A 21,632-nucleotide genomic window follows, 5' to 3' on the forward strand; every position below is an offset into this window, starting at 1 on the left:
ATCACCCATCAACCCTCCGAAGGAGTACCCGTGATTCTCGATCAACACCTGTCCCTGTCTGATTTCCTGTCCGTCGTGCGTGGCGGCGAGTCCGTCCAGCTGTCCGAGGCCGCGCGGGAGCGCATTCTTCGTGCGCGGGCGGTGATCGAGCGGATCGTGGATGGTCAGGCGGCGGTGTACGGCGTGAACACGGGCTTCGGGAAGTTCGCGTCGGTGCAGGTGCCGCGCGAGGGGCTGGAGGAGTTGCAGTTGAACCTGATCCTGTCGCACGCGATCGGGGTGGGGGAGAACCTGCCGGGCGAGGTGGTGCGCGGCATGCTGCTGTTGCGGGCGCAGTCGCTGGCGCTGGGGCACTCTGGGGTGCGGCCCGAGGTGGTGGAGCTGCTGCTCTCGCTGCTGAACGCGGGGGCGCACCCGGTCATTCCGGCGCAGGGCAGTGTGGGCGCGTCGGGGGATCTGGCCCCGCTGGCGCATCTGGCCCTCGCGCTGATCGGGCACGGCGAGATCGAGTACCGGGGCGAGGTGCGCACCAGTGCGGACGTGCTGGCCGAACTGGGCCTGACCCCGCTGACGTTGCAGGCGAAGGAGGGACTGGCACTCATCAACGGCACGCAGCTGATGGGCAGCCTGCTCGCGCTGGCCGTCGCGGACGCCCGCACCCTGCTGGGCACGGCGAACCTCGCGGCGGCCATGACGGTCGAGGCGATGTACGGCTCGCACCGGCCCTTCCAGCCGGATGTGATCGGCCTGCGCCCCCACCCCGGCGCGGTCGCGGTGGCCGAGGAACTGCGGTTCTTCCTGCGGGACTCGCAGATCGCGCCGTCGCATCTGGTGGGGGACGGGAAGGTGCAGGACGCGTACTCCCTGCGGGCCGCGCCGCAGGTACACGGCGCGAGCCTGGACGCGCTGGCACACGCCGAGCGGGTCCTGGCCGTCGAGTTCGCGTCCGTGACGGACAACCCCCTGATCTTCCCCGACACCGGGGACGTGGTGAGCGGCGGGAACTTCCACGGGCAGCCGCTGGCCGTGACCATCGACGCACTCAAGGTCGCGGTGGCGGAACTCGGCAGCATCTCGGAGCGCCGCTGCGAGCAGCTCCTGAACCCGGCCCTGTCCGGCCTGCCGGGCTTCCTCGCGCCGCAGGGCGGCCTGAACAGCGGGTTCATGATCGCGCAGTACACGGCCGCCGCGCTCGTCAGCGAGAACAAGGTCCTCGCGCACCCCGCCAGCGTGGACACCATTCCCACCAGCGCCAACCAGGAGGATCACGTCAGCATGGGCGCACACGGCGCCCGGCAACTGCGGGCCATCCTGGAGAACGTGCAGAACGTCATCGGGATCGAACTGCTGTGCGCCGCGCAGGCACTCGACTTCCAGAACCTCCACGCCGGGCGCGGCGCGCAGGCCGCCTGGGAGCACATCCGCGCGCACATCCCCAACATGACGCAGGACCGCTACTACCGCCCCGACCTCCTGAAGATCGTGGAGATGGTGCGAAGTGGGGAGCTGCTGCGGGTGGCGCGGGAAGCGTAGGGGACCCCTTACCGGTTCAGCCATTCCAGTCCGCCCGCGCGGCCGTCTGCGAGCAGGTCGATGCGGGCGCTGGCGTGCCCGTGCGCGGTCAGCGGCGGGTCGGGCTGCCGCGCCTGCGCGGAGTCGGGTCGGTCCTCGATCAGGTTGTTCTGCGACTGGGCGTGGCGGATCAGCAGCAGCTTCACACCTTTACCGTGAGGCGTCCGGGCGGCACGGACGACCTCATGCGCTGCTGATTCGGCTAGACAGGTCCGGCCTTAGGATGGGGTCCACTTCCAGATGCCTCCGCCCCTCACGCCTCACCCAAGGAACCCATGACCACCCTCGACGACATCCTGAACGCACCCGCCCCCGCCTCCGAGTGGATTCTCGCGCAGGACTGCGCCGAGACCGGCCTGCACCCCGACGACATCCGCACCGAGATGCTGCGCCGCATCCGCGAGATGCGCGCCAGCATCGAACGCGGCCTGAGCAGTGACGCCAAAAGCATCACGGGGATGGTCGGCTGGAACGCCAAGGGCCTCTGGGACGCCCCGGACGTGCTGGGTGCGCCCGTCCTGAAGCGCGTGCAGGCCTACGCCATGGCCGTGAACGAGGAGAACGCCCGCATGGGCCGCATCGTCGCCGCACCCACCGCAGGCAGCGCGGGCACCATCCCCGGCGCACTGATCGGCGTGGCCGACCACCTGGGTATTCCCGACGAGCAACTCGTGAACCCCATGATCCTCGCCGCCGGGATCGGCAAGGCCATCAGCAAGCGCATGTTCATCAGCGGCGCGGCGGGCGGCTGTCAGGCCGAGATCGGCAGCAGTGCCGCCATGGCCGCCGCCGCCATCGTCGAACTGATGGGCGGCACGCCCCGCGCCGCCGTACACGCCGCCAGCATGGCACTCATGAACACCATCGGCCTCGTGTGCGACCCGGTCGGCGGGTACGTGGAAGTCCCCTGCGTGAGCCGCAACGCCTTCTACGCCGTGCACGCCGTCAGCGCCGCGCAGCTTGCCCTGGCGCAACTGGAATCCTTCATCCCGCCCGACGAGGTCCTGGGCGCGATGGCCAGCGTGGGCCGCATGATGCCCGCCGCGCTGCGCGAAACCGCCGACGGGGGCCTCGCCCAGACGCCCACCGGGCTGGCCGTCACCGCTCGCATGGAAGGCAAGGATGGGGACTCGGGCGGAATGATCGAACTGCCGCTGGCGTAAGCGGGCAGGAGCGGGCCGACCTGAATTTCGGGTCGGCCCGCTCTCGTCACGGGTTCAGGTCGCAGTGGTACGACGCACCGCTGCCCAGCTCTGCACACTCCCCGCCGCGCACGCCACGATCACGGCCAGCACCGTCGCCCACTGATCGGCCACCCCCGGATCACGCGGGGCCGCGTCGCCCAGCGCCGCCTGCAACACGACTACTGCCAGCCACGCGCCCGGCAGGAACGCCAGCGCGCCCGCTCCGGCCTCCAGCGCCCCCAGGCGCTGGGTACCCAGCAGGGCCCCGCCCACGCCCGACAGGATCATCACGCCCAGCCACAGGCCATCCGGCGCGTCGTGTCGCCAGAGGAACTGGCTGAGCAGCACCACGCCCACGCCCAGTGCAGCGAACACCGCTGCCGCTAGACCCGCAGCGCGCCACCCGAACCGTCCCGCCGCCAGTCTCGTCTGCGCCGCCCACTTCTGGTCGTTCACGCTGGAGGCTTCGTTCTGCATGGCGGACCTCCACTCTTCGGGGGTCATGCGAGGCTCCGGGGGTGGTGCTGCTGGCGGCGGAAGGGGAGACCAAGGACAATCCCGAGGGCCGCGACGCCCAGCGCGACGCTGAGGGGGTAGGCGGGGAACCCGGCGAAGTCACTGAGGATCAGGTTACCGAGGCTGGAAATGGTGATGGTGCCCAGCGCGGCGCACAGCAGCGTGATCCAGCGGGGGACGCGCAGGCGGGTGGCGACGGCCGCGAGCATGAAGACGGTCAGGATCAGGCCCAGCAGGGGCAGTTGCGGGTCCTGGCTGCTGGTGATGGTCGTGACGGGCTGGGGGTTGCCCAGGAGGTTCCATTTCAGGAAGGTCAGGCTGTCCACGCCGTTGCGGGCCGCCTCGCGGGTCATGACGCTCCACTGGGTGGTCAGGGTCAGGGCAGCGGTGGCGGTCACGGTGCCGGTGGTGGCGAGCAGCGCGGTCAGGACGGTGCGGGCCAGCTGCCGGTGGCGCAGGCTCTGGCGGGTGTCGCGGCTCCAGTTGGCGTCGGTGACGCTGTCCGCTTCGTTCTGCATGCCGATCTTCCAGTCGTCGTGGGTCATGGTGCAACGCTCCTGTGGGGGTGGATGAGGGTCGAGAGTGCCCATCCGAAGGTGATCAGCAGGCCGAACGTGACCAGCGTGGTCATGAGCAGCTGGGGGAGCAGGGGGAGCAGCGCAGCCAGTGTGCTCAGCGTGAACACGTCGGACGCTCCTCGGAGGCTCGTGCCGACGATCAGAAGGATGGGCAGCGTGGAGAGGCTGGCGGCCAGGAGGGCAGGGACCCACGGTGCGGAGCCGCGCAGGACGCGGCGGGTCAGCCACGCCAGCGTCAGCAGGAGGGAAAGGCCGCTCGTCCAGAGAAATCCGGCCAGGGGATGCACCCACTCGAAGACGTGCGTGGGCAGCTCTCTCTGGGTGATGAGTGTTCCGGCGGCGGGCAGGGCGCTGATGATCAGGAGTTCGCCGAAGCTTCGCGTGGTGAGGACGGCGCCGAGGTCCTGTTTCGCGCGTCGCCAGAGGAGGGTCCGGCGTGCTTCACGCGCCCAGTGCGGGTCGGCGTGCTGGAGTTCAGTGTCGAGGGCGTCGCTCCAGTCGTCATGATTCATGTCATGGCACCGGTCGTGGTGCGCCTGGCAGTGCCCGGTTCGTGGCGTTCGCGGGCCAGCCCGAGGCCGCTCTGCGTCAGGCGGTAGATGTGGCGGGGGGGTCTGCCGGGGTGCGGGGACGGTTCCCACTGGGCGTCCAGGTGGCCCTGTTCGTGCAGGCGCTGGAGGATGGGGTAGAGGGTTCCGCTTTTCAGGTTGGTGCTCTTGGACAGGTCGTAGCCGTAGGTGTGCGCGGGGTAGGTCTGCTGGAGGGCGTGCAGGACGGCTTTCGTGTGAGGACTGGAGTTGGGTGGGCGGGGCATAGCCTATTAGCAACATATGTAGAGTTTCGTGTCAAGCGATAGTGCGGCAGATGAACAACCGCTGCCTCCGCACTGGACGGGGCAGCGGTTCCCGGCACCCAGGCTCAGGCGGCGGCGGGCATTCCTGGCGTGTGCGTGTACGCCTGCCCACCTGCCTGGATGACCCCAGCCGGCACGGGCAGACTGGCCCCCTCGCCCTGCACGCGCGGCGTGACGAAGTAGAACGACAGGCCCAGCAGCAGGTACACGGCGATCAGCAGCACGCCCTCGAACCAGGTGGCCTCGCCGTCCTTGGTGACGGTCGTGACGATCAACGCGACGGCCACGATGGCGACCAGTTCCAGCGGGCTGGAGAACACGAGGTTCATGGGTTTGCCGATCACGTACGAGATGATCACCAGCACGGGCGCGGTGAACAGGGCCACCTGAATGGTCGCGCCGACCGCGATGTTGATGGCCAGCCCGATCTGCCCCTTGCGCGCGAAGTAACTGCCGGCGATGTATTCCGCGAAGTTCCCCACGACGGCCAGCACGATGATGCCCAGGAAGAACGGGCTGAGGCCCAGCGTGGTGCTCGTGGCTTCCAGCGCGCCGGACAGCATCTCGGATTCCAGGGCGATCAGGGCGGTCGCGCCGATCATGGTCGCGGCGGCCCGCCACACCGGCCACAGGTCCCCGTGCCCGTGCCCGTTCTCTTCCTCCATGGCGAAGGCGTCCTTGTGCGTGACCAGCGTGTACACGAGGTTCAGGGCGTACACGGCGATCAGCACGACGGCCACGCCCAGGCTCAGGTACTCGTCGAGGTTCGCGCGGACCGTGTCGCTGCCCGCCAGGAAGTCCGGGAGTCGCTCGGTGTAGTCGAACAGCGCCGGGATCAGCAGGGCGATCACCACCAGGAACAGCATGGAGTTCAGCTGCCCGGCGTTCGAGCGGCTGAACTTCTGCGTGTTCCGCCCGAAACTGCCGATCAGGATGGCCAGCCCCAGGCCCAGCAGCGCGTTCCCGATGATGCTGCCCGTGATCTGCGCCTTCACCACCGTGATGTTCCCGGCCAGCAGCACGAAGACAGCGATGATCAGTTCCGCGAGGTTCCCGAACGTGACGTTCAGCAGGCCGCCGATGGTCTGTCCGGCCCGCGCCGCGACCTGCTCGGTGGCCTGCCGCAGCAGGTCCGCCAGCGGAATGATCGCGATGACGGACGTCAGGAAGACCCACAGGGGCGGCGCGTGCAGGGCGTACTCCAGCAGCAGGCTGACCGGAATGAAGGCGAGCAGGAATTTCATCCACATGCCGGCAGTGTAGGCCCAGGGTTCTCATGAAGCGTGCCCCGCATGCAGAGCGAAGGTTCATGCGGACTGCCGGGCTTGGCGTTGACCCCCCCCGCCAGCTCACCGGGTTGCCAACGCCACGCCCGGACCCCGTTTTGCTCCTGCGCTGCGCCGCGCTGCGAGGCCGCCCGGATTGAACGGTGCCCGCAACCCATTCACTCGGAGTCCGTCCCGGGTGTGCGGGTCAGCTGCCGGGGTCAGGGGGTGGCGGTCGGGAGGCCGAGCAGGTGTTGCAACTGCGCGTGCGAGGTCACCACGTGGCGCACTCCGGCGGCGTGCAGGTGCGCGGCGTCGTCCGGGTGGGCGTGCCCGGTGGCGAGCAGGCCGATCACGGTCGCCCCGGCCCGCACGCCCGCCGTGGCGCCGGGAACGCTGTCCTCGACGACCACGCAGCGCGTGATGTCCGCCCCGAGCTGCGCGGCGGCGAAGGCGTACAGGTCCGGTTCCGGCTTGCCGCGCCCGCCCACCCACGACGGGTCGTAGGCGTGCGTACCCACCAGTCCCGCCAGTCCGGCCGACGCGAGCTTCATGTGCAGCCGCCCGCGTTCGCTGTTGCTGCCCACCGCGAACGGCACGCCCCGGTCCCGCAGGCCGCGCAGGGTGTCGCGCGCCCCGTCGATGGCGTCCAGGGTGTCGAAGGCCGCGTTGAAGCGGTCTTCCAGGATGGGCAGGAAGGCGTCGGTGGGCGTCCAGCCGTGCAGGTCCGCCAGGCGCACCAGCACGTTCGGAAAGGTCTGCCCGACGGCCAGGTGCGCGAAGTCGTTCAGGGCCAGCGGCAGGCCATGCTCGGCCAGCGTGCGGACCCACACGCCGGCCGCCAGCGCCTCGCTGTCCACCAGCACGCCGTCCAGGTCGAACAGGACCGCGTCGAAGGTGCCGGCCAGGGTCGGGCCGTCCGTGGGGGCGGTCACTGGCCCAGGCCCGTGTCGTCGGCCGGGCCGTTCTCCCACCCGGCCAGGACATGCACGTGCGTGTGGAAGACCATCTGCCCGCCGCCGGGACCGCAGTTCACGACCAGCCGGTAGTCCTGCGCGTGCTGCCGCGCCACCCGCGTGGCGGTCAGCCACAACTCGCCCATCTCGGCGGCGTCCGTGATCTCGTCCACGCGCGACGACACCTTCTTCGGAATGACCAGCAGGTGAATGGGCGCCTTCGGGGCGATGTCGCGGATCGCGATGTAGCGCTCGTCCTCGAACACGATCTGGCTGGGAATCTCGCGGGCGATGATCCGCTCGAACAGGGTGGGAGAAGTCATGCCACACACTCTAGCCGCCGCGTTCAGACCCGCCCGCCGCGCGGTTCAGACGCGCGTCTTTAGCGCACGTTCATGCAACGGCGCGGCGCGATCCGATCCGGCGGGGCCTGCATATACCCGGTTGTCAGGAACGAGAGCCGGCACCGAACGGTTCTCCACCACCCCAAGCCCCCGCGTGCCTGAACGGCGGACCTCACCCCGGTGCGGCCCCGCCTCCGGCCTACCCAACAGGAGTCCACCATGACGAACCACCAGACCACCGACCGCCAGATCCTCGACGACGCCACCAGCACCGACACCATGAACCGCCGCGCCGCGATGGGCTTCCTCGGCAAGATCGGCATGGGCGCCGCCGCCATGGGCCTCGCCGCGACCGCCGGCACCGCCGCCGCCGCACCCGCCAAGAACATCGACGCGGACGTCCTGAACTTCGCGCTGAACCTCGAGTACCTCGAGGCAGCCTTCTACCTCGCCGCCGTGGGCCGCGTGAACGAACTGCGCAAGATCGGCGGCGGGGCCGACATCATCCTGCCTGCCGGGCTCGACCAGGACCGCGGCATGACCTTCAAGGACGGCAACGTGCAGGCCCTGGCCCGCGACATCGCCGAGGACGAACTCTCGCACGTGAAATTCCTGCACGGCGCGCTCGGCAAGGCCGCCGCCGCCCGTCCCGTCATCGACCTGAACGGCGCGTTCCGCGCCGCCGGGAAGGCCGCGTCCGGCGGGAAGATCGACGGGTTCAACCCCTTCCTAAATGACCTGTTCTTCCTGCACGGCGCGTTCATCTTCGAGGACGTGGGGGTCACCGCCTACAACGGCGCCGCCACCCTGATCACCAACCCCGCGTACCTGCAGGCCGCCGCCGGCATCCTGGCCGTCGAGGCGTACCACGGCGGCGCGATCCGCACCATGCTGTACCAGCAGCGTCAGGTGAGCGCCGCCGCCGGCCTGTACGTCGGTCAGGTCGTGCAGGCCATCAGCAACCTGCGCGGCTCGGTCGGTGGCATGAAGGACCAGGGCCTGAGCGACAACGCCGGGAACATGGTCGTCGCGCCTGCCGACAAGAACGGCGTGGCGTACGGCCGCTCGACCCGCGAGGTGCTGAACATCGTGTACCTCGCGCCCAACGCGAAGAAGGGCGGGTTCTACCCCAACGGCCTGAACGGCAGCATCAAGTAATACGGACTCCGATTGAATGGCTTACAAAGCCGTTCAATCCGAGCGAAGCGAGTGGGAGAAAACCGGGTTCCGGATTGTCGGCGAAACAAACGGCAGTCCGTATGGGTTCTCGCAGTATTCAGCAGGAGCAGGGAGGATGGGCCACTTGGTCCGCCTCCCTTTCCTGCGCTGCACCGGCGCGTTACCCTGCCCCTGTGACTCCCGATCCCACCCTGGCAGCCCTGCGCGCGGCGGCGGCGCGCACGCTGGAACCCCAGTCCGGCGTGCAGGCCGCCTTGAACGCCATGGGCTTCGTGCAGGCCGACCCGATCCGCGCGCCCGCCCGCGCGCAGGACCTGACGCTGATGGCCCGCGTGCCCGGCTACCGCGCCGGGGACCTGGAACGGCTGTACCCGGTCCTGGACGCCGAGGAGGACATGCTGCCCAACTACGGCTTCATGCCCCGGTCGGTGCAGGCGCTGCTGCACCCGCGCGAGCTGCCCCCCACCCGCCTGGAGGCCGCGCACCCCGGCCTGCTGGACGAGGTGCGGGCCGCCGTGCAGGACCGGGACGAGGTTCACCCGCGCGAGGTGGCGGCGCGGCTGGGCCAGGGCCGCACCGTGAACGCCTGGGGCGGGCAGTCGAGTGCCACGACCCGCGCGCTGGATGTCCTGCACCGCCGGGGCGAACTGCGCGTCACGCGCCGCGTGGGCGGCGTGCGGCTGTACGGCCTGGCCCCGCACCTGCGGGCGCTGCGCGGGTCGCCGCTGCCGGAACCGGAGCGGTTGCGGGGCGCGGTGCATCTGCTGGCGCGGCTGTACGGCCCGCTGCCCGAGGCGAGCCTGGGCTACCTGATCGGCCTGTCGCACTACGGGTTTCCGCACCTGCTGCCGCAACTGCGCGCCGCGTTCCGGCAGGCGGTGCGGGAGGACCTGCACTCGGCGAGGGTGGACGGCCTGAAGTACGTGTGGCTGCCCGAACAGGACCCCGCGCTGGCGCCCGTCCCGCGCGGCGTGCGCATCGTGAACCCCTTCGATCCGCTGGTGTGGGACCGCCGCCGCTTCGCGCACCTGCACGGCTGGACGTACCGCTTCGAGGCGTACACGCCCGCCCCGAAACGCCAGTTCGGGTACTACGCCCTGCCGGTCTTTCATGCGGGCCGGGCCGTCGGCTGGGCGAACCTGAGCGTGCAGGGCGGCCAGCTGAGCGCGGACCTGGGCCTCGCGCCCGGCGTGCGCCGCACCGGGACCTTTACCCGCTCGCTGGACCGCGAACTGGACCGCTGGCGCGCCTTCCTGGGCGTGGACAGTCCAGCTGCGGACACCCAGACGTCCGACTGACGTTCACCCGGTCGCCTCCTGCCACGCGGCCGTGACCTTCAGCGCCGCCCCGGCCGCGTGCCGCTCCGGCGTGCGGGCCGCCTGCCGCACCACTGACAGCAGGTTCAGTGCCAGTCCCGCCTGCTCCTGCGCTGCCAGCTCCGCATCCGTCAGGGGAAGGCCGCAGCGTGCCAGTTCATCCCGGTACGCGCCGCGCAGTTCCGGACCCAGTCGGGCGCGGTCGGCGGCGTCGAGGCGCAGCGCCAGCAGGTGCGAGAGGTCCTCGCCCGGCACGCTGGCATGCACCTGCCCGTAATCGATCAGGACCGGTTGCGGCCCGCGCCACAGCACCTGCCCCGCGTGAATGTCGCCGTGAACCAGGGTCGTCACGGGGGCCGCCGCCAGCAGGTCCGGCAGCTGCCCGGCGGCCTCCCGCGCCGCCCGCACCACCGGTTCCGGCAGCGGCGCGGGCCGTCCGTCCGGGCCGCTCAGACCGCCCGCCGCCAGCTGGGCGTGCATCCGGGCGGCGCGGTCCAGCACCCGCGCCGGCTGCCACGCCCACGGGCCGCGCAGGGCCGCCTGCCCGGACCCCGCCCAGAACGCGTGGTGCCGCGCCAGCAGCCGCGCGATCTCCAGCAGGGCCGCGCCGCGCGCCGCGTCGTCCGCAAACGCGCCCCAGCCGGTCGTCTCCTCGGTCAGGTCGCGGGTCAGCAGGTGCGCGTGCGGCGTGCGTTCCGAGCGCGCCGCGTGCCGGAACGGGGCGTGCGGCACCGGCGACAGCGGCGCCAGGTCCCGCAGGTAGGCGGCCTCGCGCGTCAGGCGTTCCCAGGCGCGGCGGTCCCGCCAGCCGACCGGGATGAACTTCAGGAACAGCGGCTCCCCGCCTGCGTCGAAGCGTGCGAAGGCCGCGCCCTCACCCACCCAGCTTTCCAGCGGGCGGCCCACACCCGCAAACCGGTCGTGCAGGCCGCGCGGCCAGCGGCGGGCGTGCAGGATCACCGGTCCGTCGCCGCGCAGCACCGTCAGGGTGTCGGCCAGCGCGGCAGCAGGCCGGGAGCGCATCAGGCCAGCAGCGTCAGCAGGCCCGCCGCGCCGCCCGCCACGGTCAGCGTGACCAGCGCGACCACGCCCAGGCAGCCCAGGCACCCGCCGCGCCGCTGCCGGTAGTGCCCGCGCCGCCCGTAGTGCGCGCGGCCCCCGCTGAAACTGCTGCGGCTGTGCCCGCCGAGCAGCCCACCCAGGCCGCCCCCATGTCCGCTGCGACTGAACGAAAACGACCCGCCGGAAAATCCACTCATGCCCCCGGTACGCGCCCGCGCGCCGCCGGGTTGCCGGGACTGAACCCGGTCCAATACGCCGCCCCCCCGTGCGCGCAGGTCATGAGTCAGGTACTCACGGCACTGCCGCGCGTATGATGGGCCCCATCATGAGTGAACGGAAGTACTTCGGAACGGACGGCGTGCGCGCCGTGGCGGGGGCCTTCCCCCTGACGGCCCCCTGGGTCATGGCGCTCGGCGCGGCGGCCGGTGAGGTCCTCAAGGAACAGAACCCGCGCGCCAGTGTCGTGATCGGCAAGGACACCCGTCAGAGCGGCGACATGCTGGAAGCCGCGCTGGCCGCCGGCCTGACCAGCCGGGGCGTGAATGTCATCCACGTGGGCGTCCTGCCCACCCCCGGCGTCAGTTACCTGACCCGCCACCTGAATGCCGACGCGGGCGTGGTCATCAGCGCCTCGCACAACCCCTACGAGGACAACGGCATCAAGTTCTTCGGCGCGGACGGCCAGAAACTCCGGGACGCCACCGAACTGCAGATCGAGGCCGCCATCGACCGCGTGGACGCCCTGCCCCCCGTGACCGGCGTGGACCTGGGCAGCGTCACCAACTACACCGAGGCCGAACGCCTGTACGTCAATTACCTCAGGACGCACGCCCCGGACCTCAGCGGCCTGCGGATCGCGATGGACTGCGCGAACGGCGCGGCGTACCGCGTGGGCCCCAAGGTGTTCCAGGCGGCGGGCGCGGACGTGTTCGCCGTGTACACCACCCCGGACGGCCGCAACATCAACCGCGAGTGCGGCAGCACGCACCTGGACCACCTGCAGCGCATCGTGCGCGAAGGGAAGTACGACCTGGGCGTCGCCTTCGACGGGGACGCCGACCGCGCCCTGTTCGTGGACAGCCGCGGGAACGTCGTGCACGGCGACCACATGCTGCTCCTGAACGCCCGCGCCCGCGGTGAGAAGGCGGTCGTGACGACCATCATGGCGAACATGGCCCTCGAGGTGAAACTGAACGAGGCGGGCATCCCGCTCGAACGCACTGCCGTCGGGGACCGCTACGTGCACGAACGCCTGCACGACCGCCACCTGCAGCTCGGCGGGGAGCAGAGCGGCCACATCCTGTTCCTGGACGTGTCGCCCACCGGCGACGGCGTGCTGACCGCGCTGCTCACGCTGGGCAGCATGCGCGCCACGCAGACCACCCTCGACGCCCTGCACGACGACCTCGTCATGTACCCGCAGACCCTGGTGAACGTGCGCGTGGCCGACAAGAAAGCCATTGCCGTGGACGAGGCCGTGCAGGCCGCCGTGACCGAGGCGGAAACCCGGCTGGCCGGCAAGGGCCGCGTGAACCTGCGCCCCAGCGGCACCGAGAACCTGATCCGCGTGATGGTCGAGGGACAGGACGCCGCCGAGATCCACGAGATCGCCCGCGTGCTGGCCGGCGTGGTCGAGTCGCGCGGCACCGTCGCCCCCTGACCTGAATCTGACCCGCGTGGAGGCCGCAGTGGGGGAACGGATGCCCCCGCCGCTCCCCACGCAGCTCATGAACGCCCGCAGTAATCATGGAGGTACGTGCGGCCCCCGGGCGGGCGTCGCCGCTCACCCTGCCCACACTTCACCTCCGGAGGTTCCACCATGTCCACCCTGACCCGTACCGCCCTGCTCGGCGTTGCCGCCCTCGGCACGCTCGCCGGTGCCGCCGCCACCCCCCCCAGCCCCCTGACCCTGAAGGCCGCGACCCTGGTCGTCACGCAGGAAACCCGAGACGGCAAGAAAGTCGAGGTCCTGACCGACGCCAGCAAGGCCCAGGTCATTCCCGGCAGCGTGCTGTCCCTCACGCAGACCTTCAAGAACGTCAGCAAGGGCGCCCTGAGCAGCATCGTCCTGAACATGAAGGTCGACCCGGCCACCACCTTCCAGCAGGCGACCTGCACGGTCGGCGGCGTCACCACGCAGTACACCACCGACGGCAGGACCTTCGCCGCCGCGCCCCTCATGAAGACCGTGACCGTCACCGAGAACGGCAAGAGCGTGCAGAAGAAAGTCGAGGTCAAACCCAGCGAGTACACCGGTGTCCGCTGGAACATCGCCCGCCTGAACGCCGGACAGGAAGGCACCTGCGCCATCCGCGCCACCGTCAAGTAATACGGACTCCGATTGAATGGCTTACAAAGCCGTTCAATCCGAGCGGATGCGACTCGGAGAGCTGCTCCGCAGAGAAAGAGCTGGGCGGGTTCCGGACGTGGAGTTGACAGATCGGTGGTGTTCCGATCTGTGAACGAAACAAACGGCAGTCCGTATCAGAGCATTCTCAGGCAGGCGGTGACTCCCACGCTCGGGAGTCGCCGCCTTTTTCGCCGCCCCGCTGCGGCAGGAAACGCGAAGCCCCGCCTCACCGCTGGGGTGGGACGGGGCTTCGTGTGCCTGTGGGCTCAGCCCTGCTGGGCGGCCTTGGCCTTGTTGATGGCCTTGGCGAGGCGGCTCTTCTTGCGGGCCGCGGCGTTCTTGTGCAGGGTGCTGCCCTTGGCGGCCTTGTCGATCAGGCTCTCGGCGCGGGCCTGCAGCGTGGCGATGTCCTCGGCGCCGGTCTGGGCGGCCACCACGGCCTTCTTGGTGAAGGTCTTGATGGTGCTCTTGCGGCTGCGGTTGGTCATGCGGCGCTTGAGGCTCTGGCGGTGGCGTTTCTGGGCGGACTTGTGACGAAGGGCCATGTGATTTCTCCTTTTCACCCGCCGCCGGTCTGGCGGTGCGGGGCGGTTCCCACGCGGGGGAACGCGAGCGTCCGGACGCGGTGCTTCCGGCGCACCGGACCTGCGCGCCACGCTGGGCGAACGGGTCCGGGCTGCCACCCGCGAGGGGTGGGCAACCTCGTGACTATACCTGCCTTTGCGGGCCGTGGCAAGCGGCATACTGGCAGGCATGACCGGACGAAACAGACCCGGACGCCGCCCGGCCCGCACGCCCGGCGCAGACCCGGAGGACACGCCGCCCGCCCGGCCCGCGCGGGAACGCACGCCGCAGGAGCAGCGCGACGCCCTGATCGGCTACGCCTTCCGCGCGCTCGGCCAGCGGGCGCTGACGCAGACGGAACTGCGCGCCAAACTGGAGAAACGCAGCGACGACCCGGACCTGATCGTGGCCGTGCTGGCCCGCGTGCAGGAACTCGGCTACCAGGACGACGCGCAGGTCGCGCGGGCCGAGGGGTCGCGGCGCGGCGTGGGCAGCCTGCGCGTCCGCCAGACCCTCAAACGCCGGGGCCTGACCGACGACCTGATCCGCGAGACCGTGGACGCCCGCGACCCGGACGACGAGGCGCAGGTCGTGCGGGACCTGCTGGCACGCCGCTGGTCCTCCTTCGCCCGCAAACGCGACCCGCAGGCCAGCGCCTTCTCGTTCCTGGCGCGGCGCGGCTTTACCGGCAACGTCATCTGGCCCGCCATTCGCGAACACGTGGCCGGCCTGCCGGAAGCGGAGGACCTGGACACTCCGGAAGACTGGAACGACGAGGAATGACCCACCCCGCCGCGCTTGACACCCCGCAGGGCGCCGCGTAGACTACCCCCTGCCCAGCAACAGCCGGGCGGTGGTCGGGTTCGGGGCGTAGCGCAGCCTGGTAGCGCACGTCGTTCGGGACGACGGGGTCGGAGGTTCGAATCCTCTCGCCCCGACCATCATCGAAAAGCGCCTTCCCGTACCATGCGGGAGGGCGCTTTTCTGCTGCCCCGCCCGCCCCGCCCCCTTCCCGACCCGGAGACGACCCAGACCCCATGCGCGTGTACGCCATTGCCGACCTGCACCTCGCCACTGTCACCCCGAAACCCATGACGGTCTTCGGGCCGAACTGGGCGGGGCACCCGCAGGCCATCTTCGACCAGTGGCAGGAACTCGTGCGCCCGCAGGACCTCGTGCTGCTGCCCGGCGATCTGTCCTGGGCCATGCGCCTGCCGGACGCCATGACCGACCTCGCCCCCGTCGCGGCGCTGCCCGGAACCAAGGTGCTGCTGCGCGGCAACCACGACTACTGGTGGCCCACCGCCGGGAAACTCCGCGCGGCGCTGCCTCCCGGCATGCTGGCCGTCGTGAACGACGCCGTGCGCGTGGGTAACGTCGTCGTGTGCGGCTCGCGCGGCTGGCTCACGCCCGGCCACGAACCCCTGAGCGACGACGACACCCGCCTCCTGACCCGCGAGGCCGAACGCCTGAACCTGAGCGTGAAGGCCGCCCGCGCCCTGCGGCAACCCGGCGATCACCTGATCCTGATGCTGCACTACCCGCCCGCCACGCCCCCGTACCCCGCCAACCCCATCACCCGCGTGATCGACGACGCTCGCCCCGACCTGATCGTGTACGGGCACCTGCACGGCGTGCCGGTGGAACGCAGCATGCGGCACGTCGGCGGCGTGCCCGCGCACCTCGTGGCGGCCGACGGGCTGAAATTCAGGCCCAGACTGCTGCTCGACACCGGGGACTGATCGCCCCGGAATCGCGGTAGCCCGTCTGATACGGACTCCGATTGAATGGGCTGCAAAGCCCGCTGGGTCCGAGCGAAGCGAGTGGGAGCTGGGCGGGTTCCGGACGTGGAGTCGGCAATCCGGTGAAGTTCCGGATTGTAGGCGAAACAAACGGCAGTCCGTCTGGGAACCGGGTGGTACGTTCACCGGGCCTTCACGGTGGCCGGGCACTTGACCTCGCGTGCGCTCGAAGGTCTACCGTACGGGCATGACGGTCACCGACCCCCCCACCGACCAGCAGGGCGCGCCGACGTACGCTATCCGCGACGCGGCGCTGATGCTGGGCGTCAGCGTGCATACCCTGCGCTACTACGACCGCGAGGGCCTGCTGGACGTGCCGCGCGCCAGCAGCGGCGAGCGCCGGTACTCCGCGCGGGAACTGAGCCTGCTGAGGTTCCTGCTGCACCTGCGCGGCACGGGCATGGGCATGGCGGGCCTGCGCGAGTACATGACGCTCGTCCGGGCGGGCGACCACACGGCCCCCGAGCGGCGCGCCCTGCTGGTCCGGCATGAGGAGGCGGTGCAGGCCCGGCTGCTGGCCCTGCAGGGCGACCTGCGCGCCATCCGCGCCAAGATCGAACGGTACGACGCCCACCGCGCCTGCGACGGCACGCCCGCCGTCCCGCCCGCCGGAACCCGCCCGCCAGGAGACTACGCATGACGGCCGCTCCCACCCCGGCGCCGGGTCCGGGCGTGCCGGTCCTGACCCTGATCGCCGTGCCCGTGCAGTCGCCGGTGCTGCTGCCGCGCGTCCTGCCCCTCGCCCGACCCTGGATTCAGGGTTCCACCCCAAGGAGAACCGCATGACCCCCACCACCGACCTGCCCACCCGTACACTTCGTGACCTGACCGTTTCCGCGCTGGGCCTGGGCTGCATGGGCATGAGCGCCTTCTACGGCCCCCGCGACCAGAACGAGAACCTGCGCACCCTGGACCGCGCGCTGGACCTGGGCGTGACCTTCTACGACACCGCCGACATGTACGGCCCCCACACCAACGAGGAACTGCTGGGCGGCTGGCTGCGCGGCAAACGCGACCGCGTGATCCTGGCCACCAAGTTCGGCATTCAGGCCGACCCGGACGCACCCGGCGGGCGGCGCATCAACGGCCGCCCCGGGTACGTCCGGCAGGCGATCGAGGGCAGCCTCCGGCGCCTGAACACCGACCACGTGGACCTGTACTACCTGCACCGCGTGGACCCCGCCACGCCCATCGAGGACACCGTGGGCGCCATGCAGGAACTCGTGCAGGCGGGCCTCGTGCGCGCCATCGGCCTGAGCGAGGTCAGCGCCGACACGCTGCGCCGCGCGAACGCCGTGCACCCCATCACCGCCCTCCAGAGCGAGTACTCCCTGTGGACCCGCGACCCCGAGAACGGCGTGCTGGCTGCCTGCCGCGAACTGGGCGTGGGCTTCGTGCCGTACAGCCCGCTGGGACGCGGGTTCCTGACCGGCCAGATCAGAACCCCGGACGATTTCGCGCCCGACGACTTCCGCCGCCACAACCCCCGCTTCCAGGGCGAGGCGTTCCAGCAGAACCTCGACCTGGTCACGCAGGTGCAGGCCATCGCCGCCGAGAAGGGCTGCACGCCCGGCCAGCTGGCCCTCGCCTGGGTGCTCGCGCAGGGCCGCGACGTGGCCCCCATTCCCGGGACCAAACGCGTGAAGTACCTCGAGGAGAACCTCGGTGCGCTGAACGTCACCCTGACCCCCGACGACCTGACCCGCATCGACGGGGCGTTCCCGCAGGGCGCCGCCGCCGGGGACCGCTACCCGGACATGAGCGCCGTCAACCGCTGACGGGAGGCGTGAATCGTGCGGTGCCGGGACACGTCCCGCACTCCCCTGACCTGCAGGGACTCGGATGGAACGGTGTTTGCAACCCATTCCATCCGAGTCCGTCTCATACGGACTGCCGTTTGTTTCGCCGACAATCCGGAACTTCACCGGATTGCCAGCTCCACGTCCGGAATCCGTTTCTCTCCTACTCGCATCCGCTCGGATTGAATGGTCTTTGCAGCCCATTCAATCGGAGTCCGTCTTACACGCTGACCAGCCCCAGCGCGATGCCGCGCGCGACTGCCCCGGCGCGGCTCTGCACGCCCAGCTTGGAGTACAGCGCCTGCACGTGAAACTTGACGGTGCTCTCGGACACGCCCAGGTCACGGGCGGCACGTTTGTTGCTCAGGCCCTCGGCCAGCAGGGCCAGCACGTCACGCTCGCGGGGCGTGAGGCTCACGTCACCCGCAGGCACGCCCGCCGCATCGTCATCCTGCAGGTCCGTGGGCGCCTCCGGAGCGGGAGAGGGCAGCAGCGCCGGCGGCAGCACGGCCAGCCCGGCAGCGGCGCCCAGCACCCCGGCCAGCAGCTCGGCGGGCGTGGCGTCGGCGCCCAGCGCCGCCCAGCCGCCCGCGCTCAGGTCCGGCAGCAGCGCGGCCCACACGCCCGACCCGATCGCCACCAGCGCCGGGTGGCCGCCCAGGGCGTCCGGGTCGGCCAGCCACGCGTCGTCCACGATCAGCACGTCCGCCGGGCCACCATCGGCCGGGCCGCGCAGGCCACCGGCCGCCAGGATCGCCTGCATGCCCGCCGCCAGCACCGCCGAGGCGACCGCCACCTGCACGGTCGGCAGGTGCGGCGGGGCGGGCGGGCGGCTCATGCCTGATCCTACCGGCACGGCGCGGCTCAGCGTTCCCCGACCCGTACCGGCAGGTCCTGCTCCTGCCCGCCCCGCAGGAGGCGCAGCGTGACGGTCTGCCCGGCCTGATCCTGCACCCGCGCCAGCAGTTCACGCGGGTGCCGGACCGGGGCGCCGTCCAGCGCCAGCAGCACGTCCCCGACCATCACGCCCGCCTGCGCGGCCGGCCCGGCCGGGTCCACCTGCACGACCGTCAGGCCCACGCGGCCACCCTGGGCCCATCCGCCCGGTCTCCACCCGCCCGGACCCCACGGGCCACGCGGTCCACTGGGGCCGCCGCGCCCACGCCCGCCCTCCTGTCCGCGGTCACGCCCTGGCCCGGCCCGGTGCCCGCGCTCCCACGGACCGCCCGCCCGGGGACCGCGGGGCCACTGCGCCGCTTCCCGGTTCGCCTCATCCCCATCCCCGGCCCCCCCGGACCCGGCCTGCGCGTCCGGGAAGTGCACGGGCTGCGCGGACAGACCCAGGTACCCGCGCGGCACGCGGCCCTGAGCGTCCAGCAGCGCCGCCACCCGCAGCGCCCGCCCGGCCGGAACGGCCAGCAACTCGCCGCGCCGCACCCCCGCATTCAGCACGCCCACCAGCGTGCCGTCCGCGCCGACCAGCGCGCCACCACTGGACGCCGGGAACGGCGCCGCCCCGCTGGGCAGCCAGCCCTGCCCCGGCCCCCGCGTCGGCGCCCCGCGCCCGTACAGGCCCAGCGCCGCCTGCACGCCATGCGGCGGGCGGCCCACCGCCAGCAGCAACTCGCCCACCCGGGGCTCCGCGCCCGGTTCCAGCGCCGGAACACCCAGGCCCGGCACGCGCAGCAACGCCAGATCCGTCGCCGGGTCACGCCCCGCCACGGCCGCGCCCCGGCGCTCGCCAGCGGCCGTCACGACCGTCACTTCATCGGTGGGCAGCACGTGCGCCGCCGTCAGGATCAGGCCCTCACCGATCACCGTGCCACTCACGGGTCGCGCCGCCCGGACCTGCACCACCCTCTCCGACGCCGCCTCGACCGCGTCCGCCATTCCCTTCGAAAGTTCAGAAAAGATCGTCATGCCCACATGGTGATCCCCGCGCCCCGCCCGCACGCCCGGCAAACGGACAGGTGCCCACCCTGGCCGGATGGAGGGGCCGGCCCGGACCGCACCTGCAGAGGGGGCGCTATCCTGCCGCCATGCCCCAGACCCTGTCCGTGGTGCCCGGCGAGTACGCCGTCTCACAGCTGCCTGCCGGGAGCGCCGCGCCCGCCTGGGCCTTCACGGGCGACCTGTGGTGCGTCCTGGGCGTCAGCGACGAACTGTCCGTCGTGTGCCCCGCCGCGAACGTCCCGCCCGGCGTGACCACCCAGCCCGGCTGGGCCGCACTGAAACTCCACGGTCCGTTCGACTTCACCCTCAGCGGCATCCTCGCCAGTGTCCTGAACCCCCTGCGGGACGCGGAGGTCGGCATCTTCGCGCTGTCCACCTTCAACACCGACTACGTCCTCGTGGCGCAGGCCGACCTGCGCCGCGCCGCCCAGGCCCTCCGGGCGGCCGGGCACACGCTGCTGGACTGATACGGACTCGGATTGAATGGGCTTTGCAGCCCATTCAATCCGAGCGAAGCGACTCGTAGAGCTGCCCCGCAGAGCAGGAGAAAAACGTCCCTCCGGACGTGGAGCTGGCAAGCCGGTGAGGTTCCGGATTGTCAGCGAAACAAACGGCAGTTCGTATGATACGGACTCCGATTGAATGGCTTACAAAGCCGTTCAATCCGAGCGAAGCGAGTGGGAGAAAACCGGGTTCCGGACGTGGAGTGAACAGATCGGTGGTGTTCCGATCTGTTCACGAAACAAACGGCAGTCCGTATGAGCAGGCAGTGGGGACCCGTGGACACGGTCCCCCTGTCCCTACAGTTCAGTTCCTTCCGGGTTCAGGATCACGTACCGCGTGACCGCCACCACCTGACCCCCGTACGTTTCCGGGTTCGCGTGGCCTTCCTCGCGCATGCCCAGGCGGCGCATCAGCGCGTGCGACCGGGCGTTCGGCGCGTGCACGTGCGCCGTCACCCTCGGCAGGCCCGCTGCCCACGCCAGGGTCAGCAGGTCCCGGCACGCCCCGAACGCCACCCCGCGCCCCCACTGCGCCCGGTCCCCGAGGGCGATCCCCAGCTCCGCGCCGTCCGGCCCGATGCGGCCCAGGTCCGCGTACCCGACCAGTTCGCCGTTCACCGTGACCCCCCAGCGGCGGAAAGCAGCTTCCTGCGCCGCGATGATCGCCTGCCAGTGCCGCCGCACCACCCGCGCCGACAGGCCCGGCGTCCAGTCCACCGCGCGGCAGAACACCGGGTCTGCCGCCCACCGCACCGCCGCGGCCTCATCACCGGGGCGCAGGGGCCGCAGGGCGACCGTCACGCTGTCGGGCGTCATGGGGTCAGGTCCGCCACGATCTGCGCGGCGCTGGCCGTGCGCGCCTGCCGGTAACCGTCCCCGGCCCACAGGCTCAGCAGTTCCGGGTTGCCGGCTTGGGCGGCGGCGGCGCGCAGGGGGCGGGTCAGGGCGTTCTGGGTGGGGGTGGGCAGGGGAGAGGTGACGGTGTCGGTGAAGGAGTTGCGCAGGCCGCGTGCGGGTCGGCCGCTGAACGCGCGGGTCAGGACGGTGGGCCGCCCCTCCCGCAGCGCGGCGCGGTATGGGGCGGTGGTTCCGGCCTCGTCGGCCAGCAGGAACGCCGTGCCGCACTGGGCAAGGGCCGCTCCGGCCTGCAGGGCGGCCTGCACGTCCGCGGCGGCCATCAGGCCCCCGGCGGCGATCACGGGCACGCTCAGGGCCGCGCTGACCTGCCGGGTCAGGTGCAGGGTATCCGCGTGGTCATCCTGCATCCACCCGCCGCGGTGACCGCCGGCCGCGCCGCCCTGCACGGTCACGGCGTCCACGCCGTCCTGCGCCAGCAGGTGCGCTTCCCGGAGGCTGGTGGCCGTGCCGATCACCAGCACGCCCGCTGCGTGCAGGGCGTCCAGTGCGGCGGGTGGCAGGCGACCGAATGCGAAGGAGAAAGCAGCGGGCGGATCGGCGAGGACCGCGTTCAGCTGCGCGCCGAAGTCCTCCTGCACCTGCGGCGGCAGCGTGGGCGGTGGCAGGTGCAGCGCCGCGTGGAAGGGCGCCAGTTCCTCGAGGGCCAGGGCAACCGCTGCGGGCGTGACGGTGGGGACCGGCTGCGGCGCGAACAGGTTCACCAGAAACGGCCGGTCCGTATGGGCGCGCACGGCCGCCATCGCCCCACCGATCTGCGTGGGCGTCAGGTACGCCGCGCCCAGGCTGCCCAGCCCGCCGGCCTGCGACACGGCCGCCGCCAGGGCCGGTGTGCCCACGCCGCCCGCCATGGGGGCCAGGACGAGCGGGACGCGCAGGGTCGCTTGAAATTCCGGCCAGGACCGCAGTGCGTTCATGCCG

Annotated in this window: 27 protein-coding genes and 1 tRNA gene; 13 read left to right on the forward strand and 15 right to left on the reverse strand. The window is 71.3% G+C overall.

Features of this window, described 5'->3' with window-relative positions; translation table 11 throughout:
• Window positions 1-30 precede the first annotated feature (30 nt).
• The gene (gene hutH, locus ABDZ66_RS02365) at window positions 31-1,533 is read left to right on the forward strand and encodes a histidine ammonia-lyase (protein ID WP_343755620.1); all 1,503 of its coding nucleotides are present in this window, start codon (window positions 31-33) and stop codon (window positions 1,531-1,533) included.
• A gap of 8 nt (window positions 1,534-1,541) precedes the next feature.
• Here the strand turns inward: hutH and ABDZ66_RS02370 are convergent, their stop codons facing one another.
• A complete protein-coding gene (locus ABDZ66_RS02370) occupies window positions 1,542-1,718 on the reverse strand; it encodes a histidine phosphatase family protein (RefSeq protein ID WP_343755622.1) in 177 nt (58 codons plus the stop codon).
• A gap of 129 nt (window positions 1,719-1,847) precedes the next feature.
• Between ABDZ66_RS02370 and sdaAA the strand changes: the two genes are divergently transcribed.
• Window positions 1,848-2,735: an L-serine ammonia-lyase, iron-sulfur-dependent, subunit alpha gene (gene sdaAA / locus ABDZ66_RS02375; RefSeq protein WP_343755624.1), complete on the forward strand. Its 888-nt coding sequence runs from the start codon at window positions 1,848-1,850 to the stop codon at window positions 2,733-2,735.
• Between the two features lie 54 nt (window positions 2,736-2,789).
• Here sdaAA and ABDZ66_RS02380 read toward each other — a convergent pair whose 3' ends face one another.
• The 7 genes from ABDZ66_RS02380 to ABDZ66_RS02410 all read right to left on the reverse strand — a co-directional run bounded on the left by ABDZ66_RS02380 (window position 2,790) and on the right by ABDZ66_RS02410 (window position 7,247).
• Window positions 2,790-3,233 carry a hypothetical protein gene (locus ABDZ66_RS02380; RefSeq protein ID WP_343755626.1) on the reverse strand — a complete coding sequence of 148 codons (444 nt, stop codon included), beginning with the start codon at window positions 3,231-3,233 and terminating at the stop codon, window positions 2,790-2,792.
• A 23-nt stretch (window positions 3,234-3,256) separates the two neighbouring features.
• The gene (locus ABDZ66_RS02385; RefSeq protein WP_343755628.1) at window positions 3,257-3,817 is read right to left on the reverse strand and encodes a hypothetical protein; all 561 of its coding nucleotides are present in this window, start codon (window positions 3,815-3,817) and stop codon (window positions 3,257-3,259) included.
• Window positions 3,814-4,362: a hypothetical protein gene (locus tag ABDZ66_RS02390; RefSeq protein ID WP_343755630.1), complete on the reverse strand. Its 549-nt coding sequence runs from the start codon at window positions 4,360-4,362 to the stop codon at window positions 3,814-3,816. The genes ABDZ66_RS02385 and ABDZ66_RS02390 overlap by 4 nt, the downstream gene beginning before the upstream one ends.
• Window positions 4,359-4,664 (reverse strand): PadR family transcriptional regulator, encoded by a 306-nt coding sequence (locus tag ABDZ66_RS02395; RefSeq protein WP_343755632.1) that lies wholly within the window; start codon window positions 4,662-4,664, stop codon window positions 4,359-4,361. Before ABDZ66_RS02395 ends, ABDZ66_RS02390 begins: the two co-directional genes overlap by 4 nt.
• A 104-nt stretch (window positions 4,665-4,768) precedes the next feature.
• Window positions 4,769-5,953, reverse strand: coding sequence for a calcium/proton exchanger (cax, locus tag ABDZ66_RS02400; RefSeq protein WP_343755634.1), 1,185 nt, complete (start codon window positions 5,951-5,953; stop codon window positions 4,769-4,771).
• 236 nt (window positions 5,954-6,189) lie between these two features.
• Window positions 6,190-6,903, reverse strand: a complete 714-nt coding sequence (locus tag ABDZ66_RS02405; RefSeq protein ID WP_343755636.1) for an HAD family hydrolase — start codon at window positions 6,901-6,903, stop codon at window positions 6,190-6,192.
• Window positions 6,900-7,247, reverse strand: coding sequence for a histidine triad nucleotide-binding protein (locus ABDZ66_RS02410; protein WP_343755638.1), 348 nt, complete (start codon window positions 7,245-7,247; stop codon window positions 6,900-6,902). The genes ABDZ66_RS02405 and ABDZ66_RS02410 overlap by 4 nt, the downstream gene beginning before the upstream one ends.
• Window positions 7,248-7,487: 240 nt before the next feature.
• On the opposite strand from ABDZ66_RS02410, the gene ABDZ66_RS02415 reads away from it, so the two are divergent.
• Window positions 7,488-8,426, forward strand: coding sequence for a ferritin-like domain-containing protein (locus tag ABDZ66_RS02415; protein ID WP_343755640.1), 939 nt, complete (start codon window positions 7,488-7,490; stop codon window positions 8,424-8,426).
• Window positions 8,427-8,620: 194 nt separating this feature from the next.
• Window positions 8,621-9,745, forward strand: coding sequence for a DNA glycosylase AlkZ-like family protein (locus ABDZ66_RS02420; RefSeq protein WP_343755642.1), 1,125 nt, complete (start codon window positions 8,621-8,623; stop codon window positions 9,743-9,745).
• Window positions 9,746-9,748: 3 nt separating this feature from the next.
• On the opposite strand, the gene ABDZ66_RS02425 is transcribed toward ABDZ66_RS02420, so the two are convergent.
• Both ABDZ66_RS02425 and ABDZ66_RS02430 read right to left on the reverse strand, forming a co-directional pair.
• Window positions 9,749-10,786 (reverse strand): phosphotransferase family protein, encoded by a 1,038-nt coding sequence (locus ABDZ66_RS02425; RefSeq protein WP_343755644.1) that lies wholly within the window; start codon window positions 10,784-10,786, stop codon window positions 9,749-9,751.
• Complete coding sequence (locus ABDZ66_RS02430) at window positions 10,786-11,022, reverse strand: hypothetical protein (RefSeq protein WP_343755646.1); 237 nt, start codon at window positions 11,020-11,022, stop codon at window positions 10,786-10,788. The genes ABDZ66_RS02425 and ABDZ66_RS02430 overlap by 1 nt, the downstream gene beginning before the upstream one ends.
• 128 nt (window positions 11,023-11,150) lie before the next feature.
• Here ABDZ66_RS02430 and glmM point away from each other — a divergent pair, with 128 nt between their 5' ends.
• Together glmM and ABDZ66_RS02440 are read left to right on the forward strand one after the other, a co-directional pair.
• Window positions 11,151-12,485, forward strand: coding sequence for a phosphoglucosamine mutase (gene glmM / locus ABDZ66_RS02435; protein WP_343755648.1), 1,335 nt, complete (start codon window positions 11,151-11,153; stop codon window positions 12,483-12,485).
• 159 nt (window positions 12,486-12,644) lie between these two features.
• On the forward strand, window positions 12,645-13,154 hold the full coding sequence (locus ABDZ66_RS02440; RefSeq protein ID WP_343755650.1) for a hypothetical protein: 510 nt from the start codon (window positions 12,645-12,647) through the stop codon (window positions 13,152-13,154).
• A 287-nt stretch (window positions 13,155-13,441) separates the two neighbouring features.
• On the opposite strand, the gene rpsT is transcribed toward ABDZ66_RS02440, so the two are convergent.
• Window positions 13,442-13,720, reverse strand: a complete 279-nt coding sequence (rpsT, locus tag ABDZ66_RS02445) for a 30S ribosomal protein S20 (protein WP_189062962.1) — start codon at window positions 13,718-13,720, stop codon at window positions 13,442-13,444.
• A 208-nt stretch (window positions 13,721-13,928) separates the two neighbouring features.
• On the opposite strand from rpsT, the gene ABDZ66_RS02450 reads away from it, so the two are divergent.
• The 6 genes from ABDZ66_RS02450 (at window position 13,929) to ABDZ66_RS02475 (ending at window position 17,319) form a co-directional block, all read left to right on the forward strand.
• Complete coding sequence (locus tag ABDZ66_RS02450; RefSeq protein ID WP_343755657.1) at window positions 13,929-14,522, forward strand: regulatory protein RecX; 594 nt, start codon at window positions 13,929-13,931, stop codon at window positions 14,520-14,522.
• Between the two features lie 81 nt (window positions 14,523-14,603).
• A tRNA-Pro gene (locus tag ABDZ66_RS02455) sits at window positions 14,604-14,680 on the forward strand.
• 96 nt (window positions 14,681-14,776) lie between these two features.
• A complete protein-coding gene (locus tag ABDZ66_RS02460) occupies window positions 14,777-15,481 on the forward strand; it encodes a metallophosphoesterase (protein WP_343755659.1) in 705 nt (234 codons plus the stop codon).
• A 247-nt stretch (window positions 15,482-15,728) separates the two neighbouring features.
• Entirely contained in the window at window positions 15,729-16,181 is a 453-nt protein-coding gene (locus tag ABDZ66_RS02465) for a MerR family transcriptional regulator (RefSeq protein WP_343755662.1), read from the forward strand.
• The gene (locus tag ABDZ66_RS02470) at window positions 16,178-16,327 is read left to right on the forward strand and encodes a hypothetical protein (protein ID WP_343755664.1); all 150 of its coding nucleotides are present in this window, start codon (window positions 16,178-16,180) and stop codon (window positions 16,325-16,327) included. The genes ABDZ66_RS02465 and ABDZ66_RS02470 overlap by 4 nt, the downstream gene beginning before the upstream one ends.
• Window positions 16,324-17,319, forward strand: coding sequence for an aldo/keto reductase (locus ABDZ66_RS02475; RefSeq protein ID WP_343755666.1), 996 nt, complete (start codon window positions 16,324-16,326; stop codon window positions 17,317-17,319). Before ABDZ66_RS02470 ends, ABDZ66_RS02475 begins: the two co-directional genes overlap by 4 nt.
• Window positions 17,320-17,560: 241 nt before the next feature.
• On the opposite strand, the gene ABDZ66_RS02480 is transcribed toward ABDZ66_RS02475, so the two are convergent.
• Window positions 17,561-18,178 (reverse strand): LuxR C-terminal-related transcriptional regulator, encoded by a 618-nt coding sequence (locus ABDZ66_RS02480; RefSeq protein WP_343755668.1) that lies wholly within the window; start codon window positions 18,176-18,178, stop codon window positions 17,561-17,563.
• A 26-nt stretch (window positions 18,179-18,204) separates the two neighbouring features.
• Window positions 18,205-19,260: a S1C family serine protease gene (locus tag ABDZ66_RS02485; protein ID WP_343755670.1), complete on the reverse strand. Its 1,056-nt coding sequence runs from the start codon at window positions 19,258-19,260 to the stop codon at window positions 18,205-18,207.
• Between the two features lie 119 nt (window positions 19,261-19,379).
• On the opposite strand from ABDZ66_RS02485, the gene ABDZ66_RS02490 reads away from it, so the two are divergent.
• Window positions 19,380-19,760, forward strand: a complete 381-nt coding sequence (locus tag ABDZ66_RS02490; protein WP_343755672.1) for an ACT domain-containing protein — start codon at window positions 19,380-19,382, stop codon at window positions 19,758-19,760.
• A 333-nt stretch (window positions 19,761-20,093) separates the two neighbouring features.
• On the opposite strand, the gene ABDZ66_RS02495 is transcribed toward ABDZ66_RS02490, so the two are convergent.
• Both ABDZ66_RS02495 and ABDZ66_RS02500 read right to left on the reverse strand, forming a co-directional pair.
• Window positions 20,094-20,612 (reverse strand): GNAT family N-acetyltransferase, encoded by a 519-nt coding sequence (locus tag ABDZ66_RS02495; protein ID WP_343755674.1) that lies wholly within the window; start codon window positions 20,610-20,612, stop codon window positions 20,094-20,096.
• On the reverse strand, window positions 20,609-21,628 hold the full coding sequence (locus ABDZ66_RS02500) for an NAD(P)H-dependent flavin oxidoreductase (protein WP_343755676.1): 1,020 nt from the start codon (window positions 21,626-21,628) through the stop codon (window positions 20,609-20,611). The genes ABDZ66_RS02495 and ABDZ66_RS02500 overlap by 4 nt, the downstream gene beginning before the upstream one ends.
• Window positions 21,629-21,632: the final 4 nt, after the last annotated feature.

The organism is Deinococcus depolymerans (assembly GCF_039522025.1).
Taxonomy (GTDB): domain Bacteria; phylum Deinococcota; class Deinococci; order Deinococcales; family Deinococcaceae; genus Deinococcus; species Deinococcus depolymerans.

Excerpts from the sequence above, each read along its gene's own strand:
- sdaAA (WP_343755624.1), top strand. The coding sequence starts at position 1,848 with ATGACCACCCTCGACGACATCCTGAACGCACCCGCCCCCGCCTCCGAG.
- ABDZ66_RS02380 (WP_343755626.1), bottom strand. The coding sequence starts at position 3,233 with ATGCAGAACGAAGCCTCCAGCGTGAACGACCAGAAGTGGGCGGCGCAG.
- ABDZ66_RS02385 (WP_343755628.1), bottom strand. The coding sequence starts at position 3,817 with ATGACCCACGACGACTGGAAGATCGGCATGCAGAACGAAGCGGACAGC.
- ABDZ66_RS02390 (WP_343755630.1), bottom strand. The coding sequence starts at position 4,362 with ATGAATCATGACGACTGGAGCGACGCCCTCGACACTGAACTCCAGCAC.
- ABDZ66_RS02395 (WP_343755632.1), bottom strand. The coding sequence starts at position 4,664 with ATGCCCCGCCCACCCAACTCCAGTCCTCACACGAAAGCCGTCCTGCAC.
- cax (WP_343755634.1), bottom strand. The coding sequence starts at position 5,953 with ATGTGGATGAAATTCCTGCTCGCCTTCATTCCGGTCAGCCTGCTGCTG.
- ABDZ66_RS02410 (WP_343755638.1), bottom strand. The coding sequence starts at position 7,247 with ATGACTTCTCCCACCCTGTTCGAGCGGATCATCGCCCGCGAGATTCCC.
- ABDZ66_RS02415 (WP_343755640.1), top strand. The coding sequence starts at position 7,488 with ATGACGAACCACCAGACCACCGACCGCCAGATCCTCGACGACGCCACC.
- ABDZ66_RS02425 (WP_343755644.1), bottom strand. The coding sequence starts at position 10,786 with ATGCGCTCCCGGCCTGCTGCCGCGCTGGCCGACACCCTGACGGTGCTG.
- ABDZ66_RS02430 (WP_343755646.1), bottom strand. The coding sequence starts at position 11,022 with ATGAGTGGATTTTCCGGCGGGTCGTTTTCGTTCAGTCGCAGCGGACAT.
- glmM (WP_343755648.1), top strand. The coding sequence starts at position 11,151 with ATGAGTGAACGGAAGTACTTCGGAACGGACGGCGTGCGCGCCGTGGCG.
- ABDZ66_RS02440 (WP_343755650.1), top strand. The coding sequence starts at position 12,645 with ATGTCCACCCTGACCCGTACCGCCCTGCTCGGCGTTGCCGCCCTCGGC.
- rpsT (WP_189062962.1), bottom strand. The coding sequence starts at position 13,720 with ATGGCCCTTCGTCACAAGTCCGCCCAGAAACGCCACCGCCAGAGCCTC.
- ABDZ66_RS02450 (WP_343755657.1), top strand. The coding sequence starts at position 13,929 with ATGACCGGACGAAACAGACCCGGACGCCGCCCGGCCCGCACGCCCGGC.
- ABDZ66_RS02460 (WP_343755659.1), top strand. The coding sequence starts at position 14,777 with ATGCGCGTGTACGCCATTGCCGACCTGCACCTCGCCACTGTCACCCCG.
- ABDZ66_RS02465 (WP_343755662.1), top strand. The coding sequence starts at position 15,729 with ATGACGGTCACCGACCCCCCCACCGACCAGCAGGGCGCGCCGACGTAC.
- ABDZ66_RS02470 (WP_343755664.1), top strand. The coding sequence starts at position 16,178 with ATGACGGCCGCTCCCACCCCGGCGCCGGGTCCGGGCGTGCCGGTCCTG.
- ABDZ66_RS02475 (WP_343755666.1), top strand. The coding sequence starts at position 16,324 with ATGACCCCCACCACCGACCTGCCCACCCGTACACTTCGTGACCTGACC.
- ABDZ66_RS02480 (WP_343755668.1), bottom strand. The coding sequence starts at position 18,178 with ATGAGCCGCCCGCCCGCCCCGCCGCACCTGCCGACCGTGCAGGTGGCG.
- ABDZ66_RS02485 (WP_343755670.1), bottom strand. The coding sequence starts at position 19,260 with ATGACGATCTTTTCTGAACTTTCGAAGGGAATGGCGGACGCGGTCGAG.
- ABDZ66_RS02490 (WP_343755672.1), top strand. The coding sequence starts at position 19,380 with ATGCCCCAGACCCTGTCCGTGGTGCCCGGCGAGTACGCCGTCTCACAG.
- ABDZ66_RS02495 (WP_343755674.1), bottom strand. The coding sequence starts at position 20,612 with ATGACGCCCGACAGCGTGACGGTCGCCCTGCGGCCCCTGCGCCCCGGT.
- ABDZ66_RS02500 (WP_343755676.1), bottom strand. The coding sequence starts at position 21,628 with ATGAACGCACTGCGGTCCTGGCCGGAATTTCAAGCGACCCTGCGCGTC.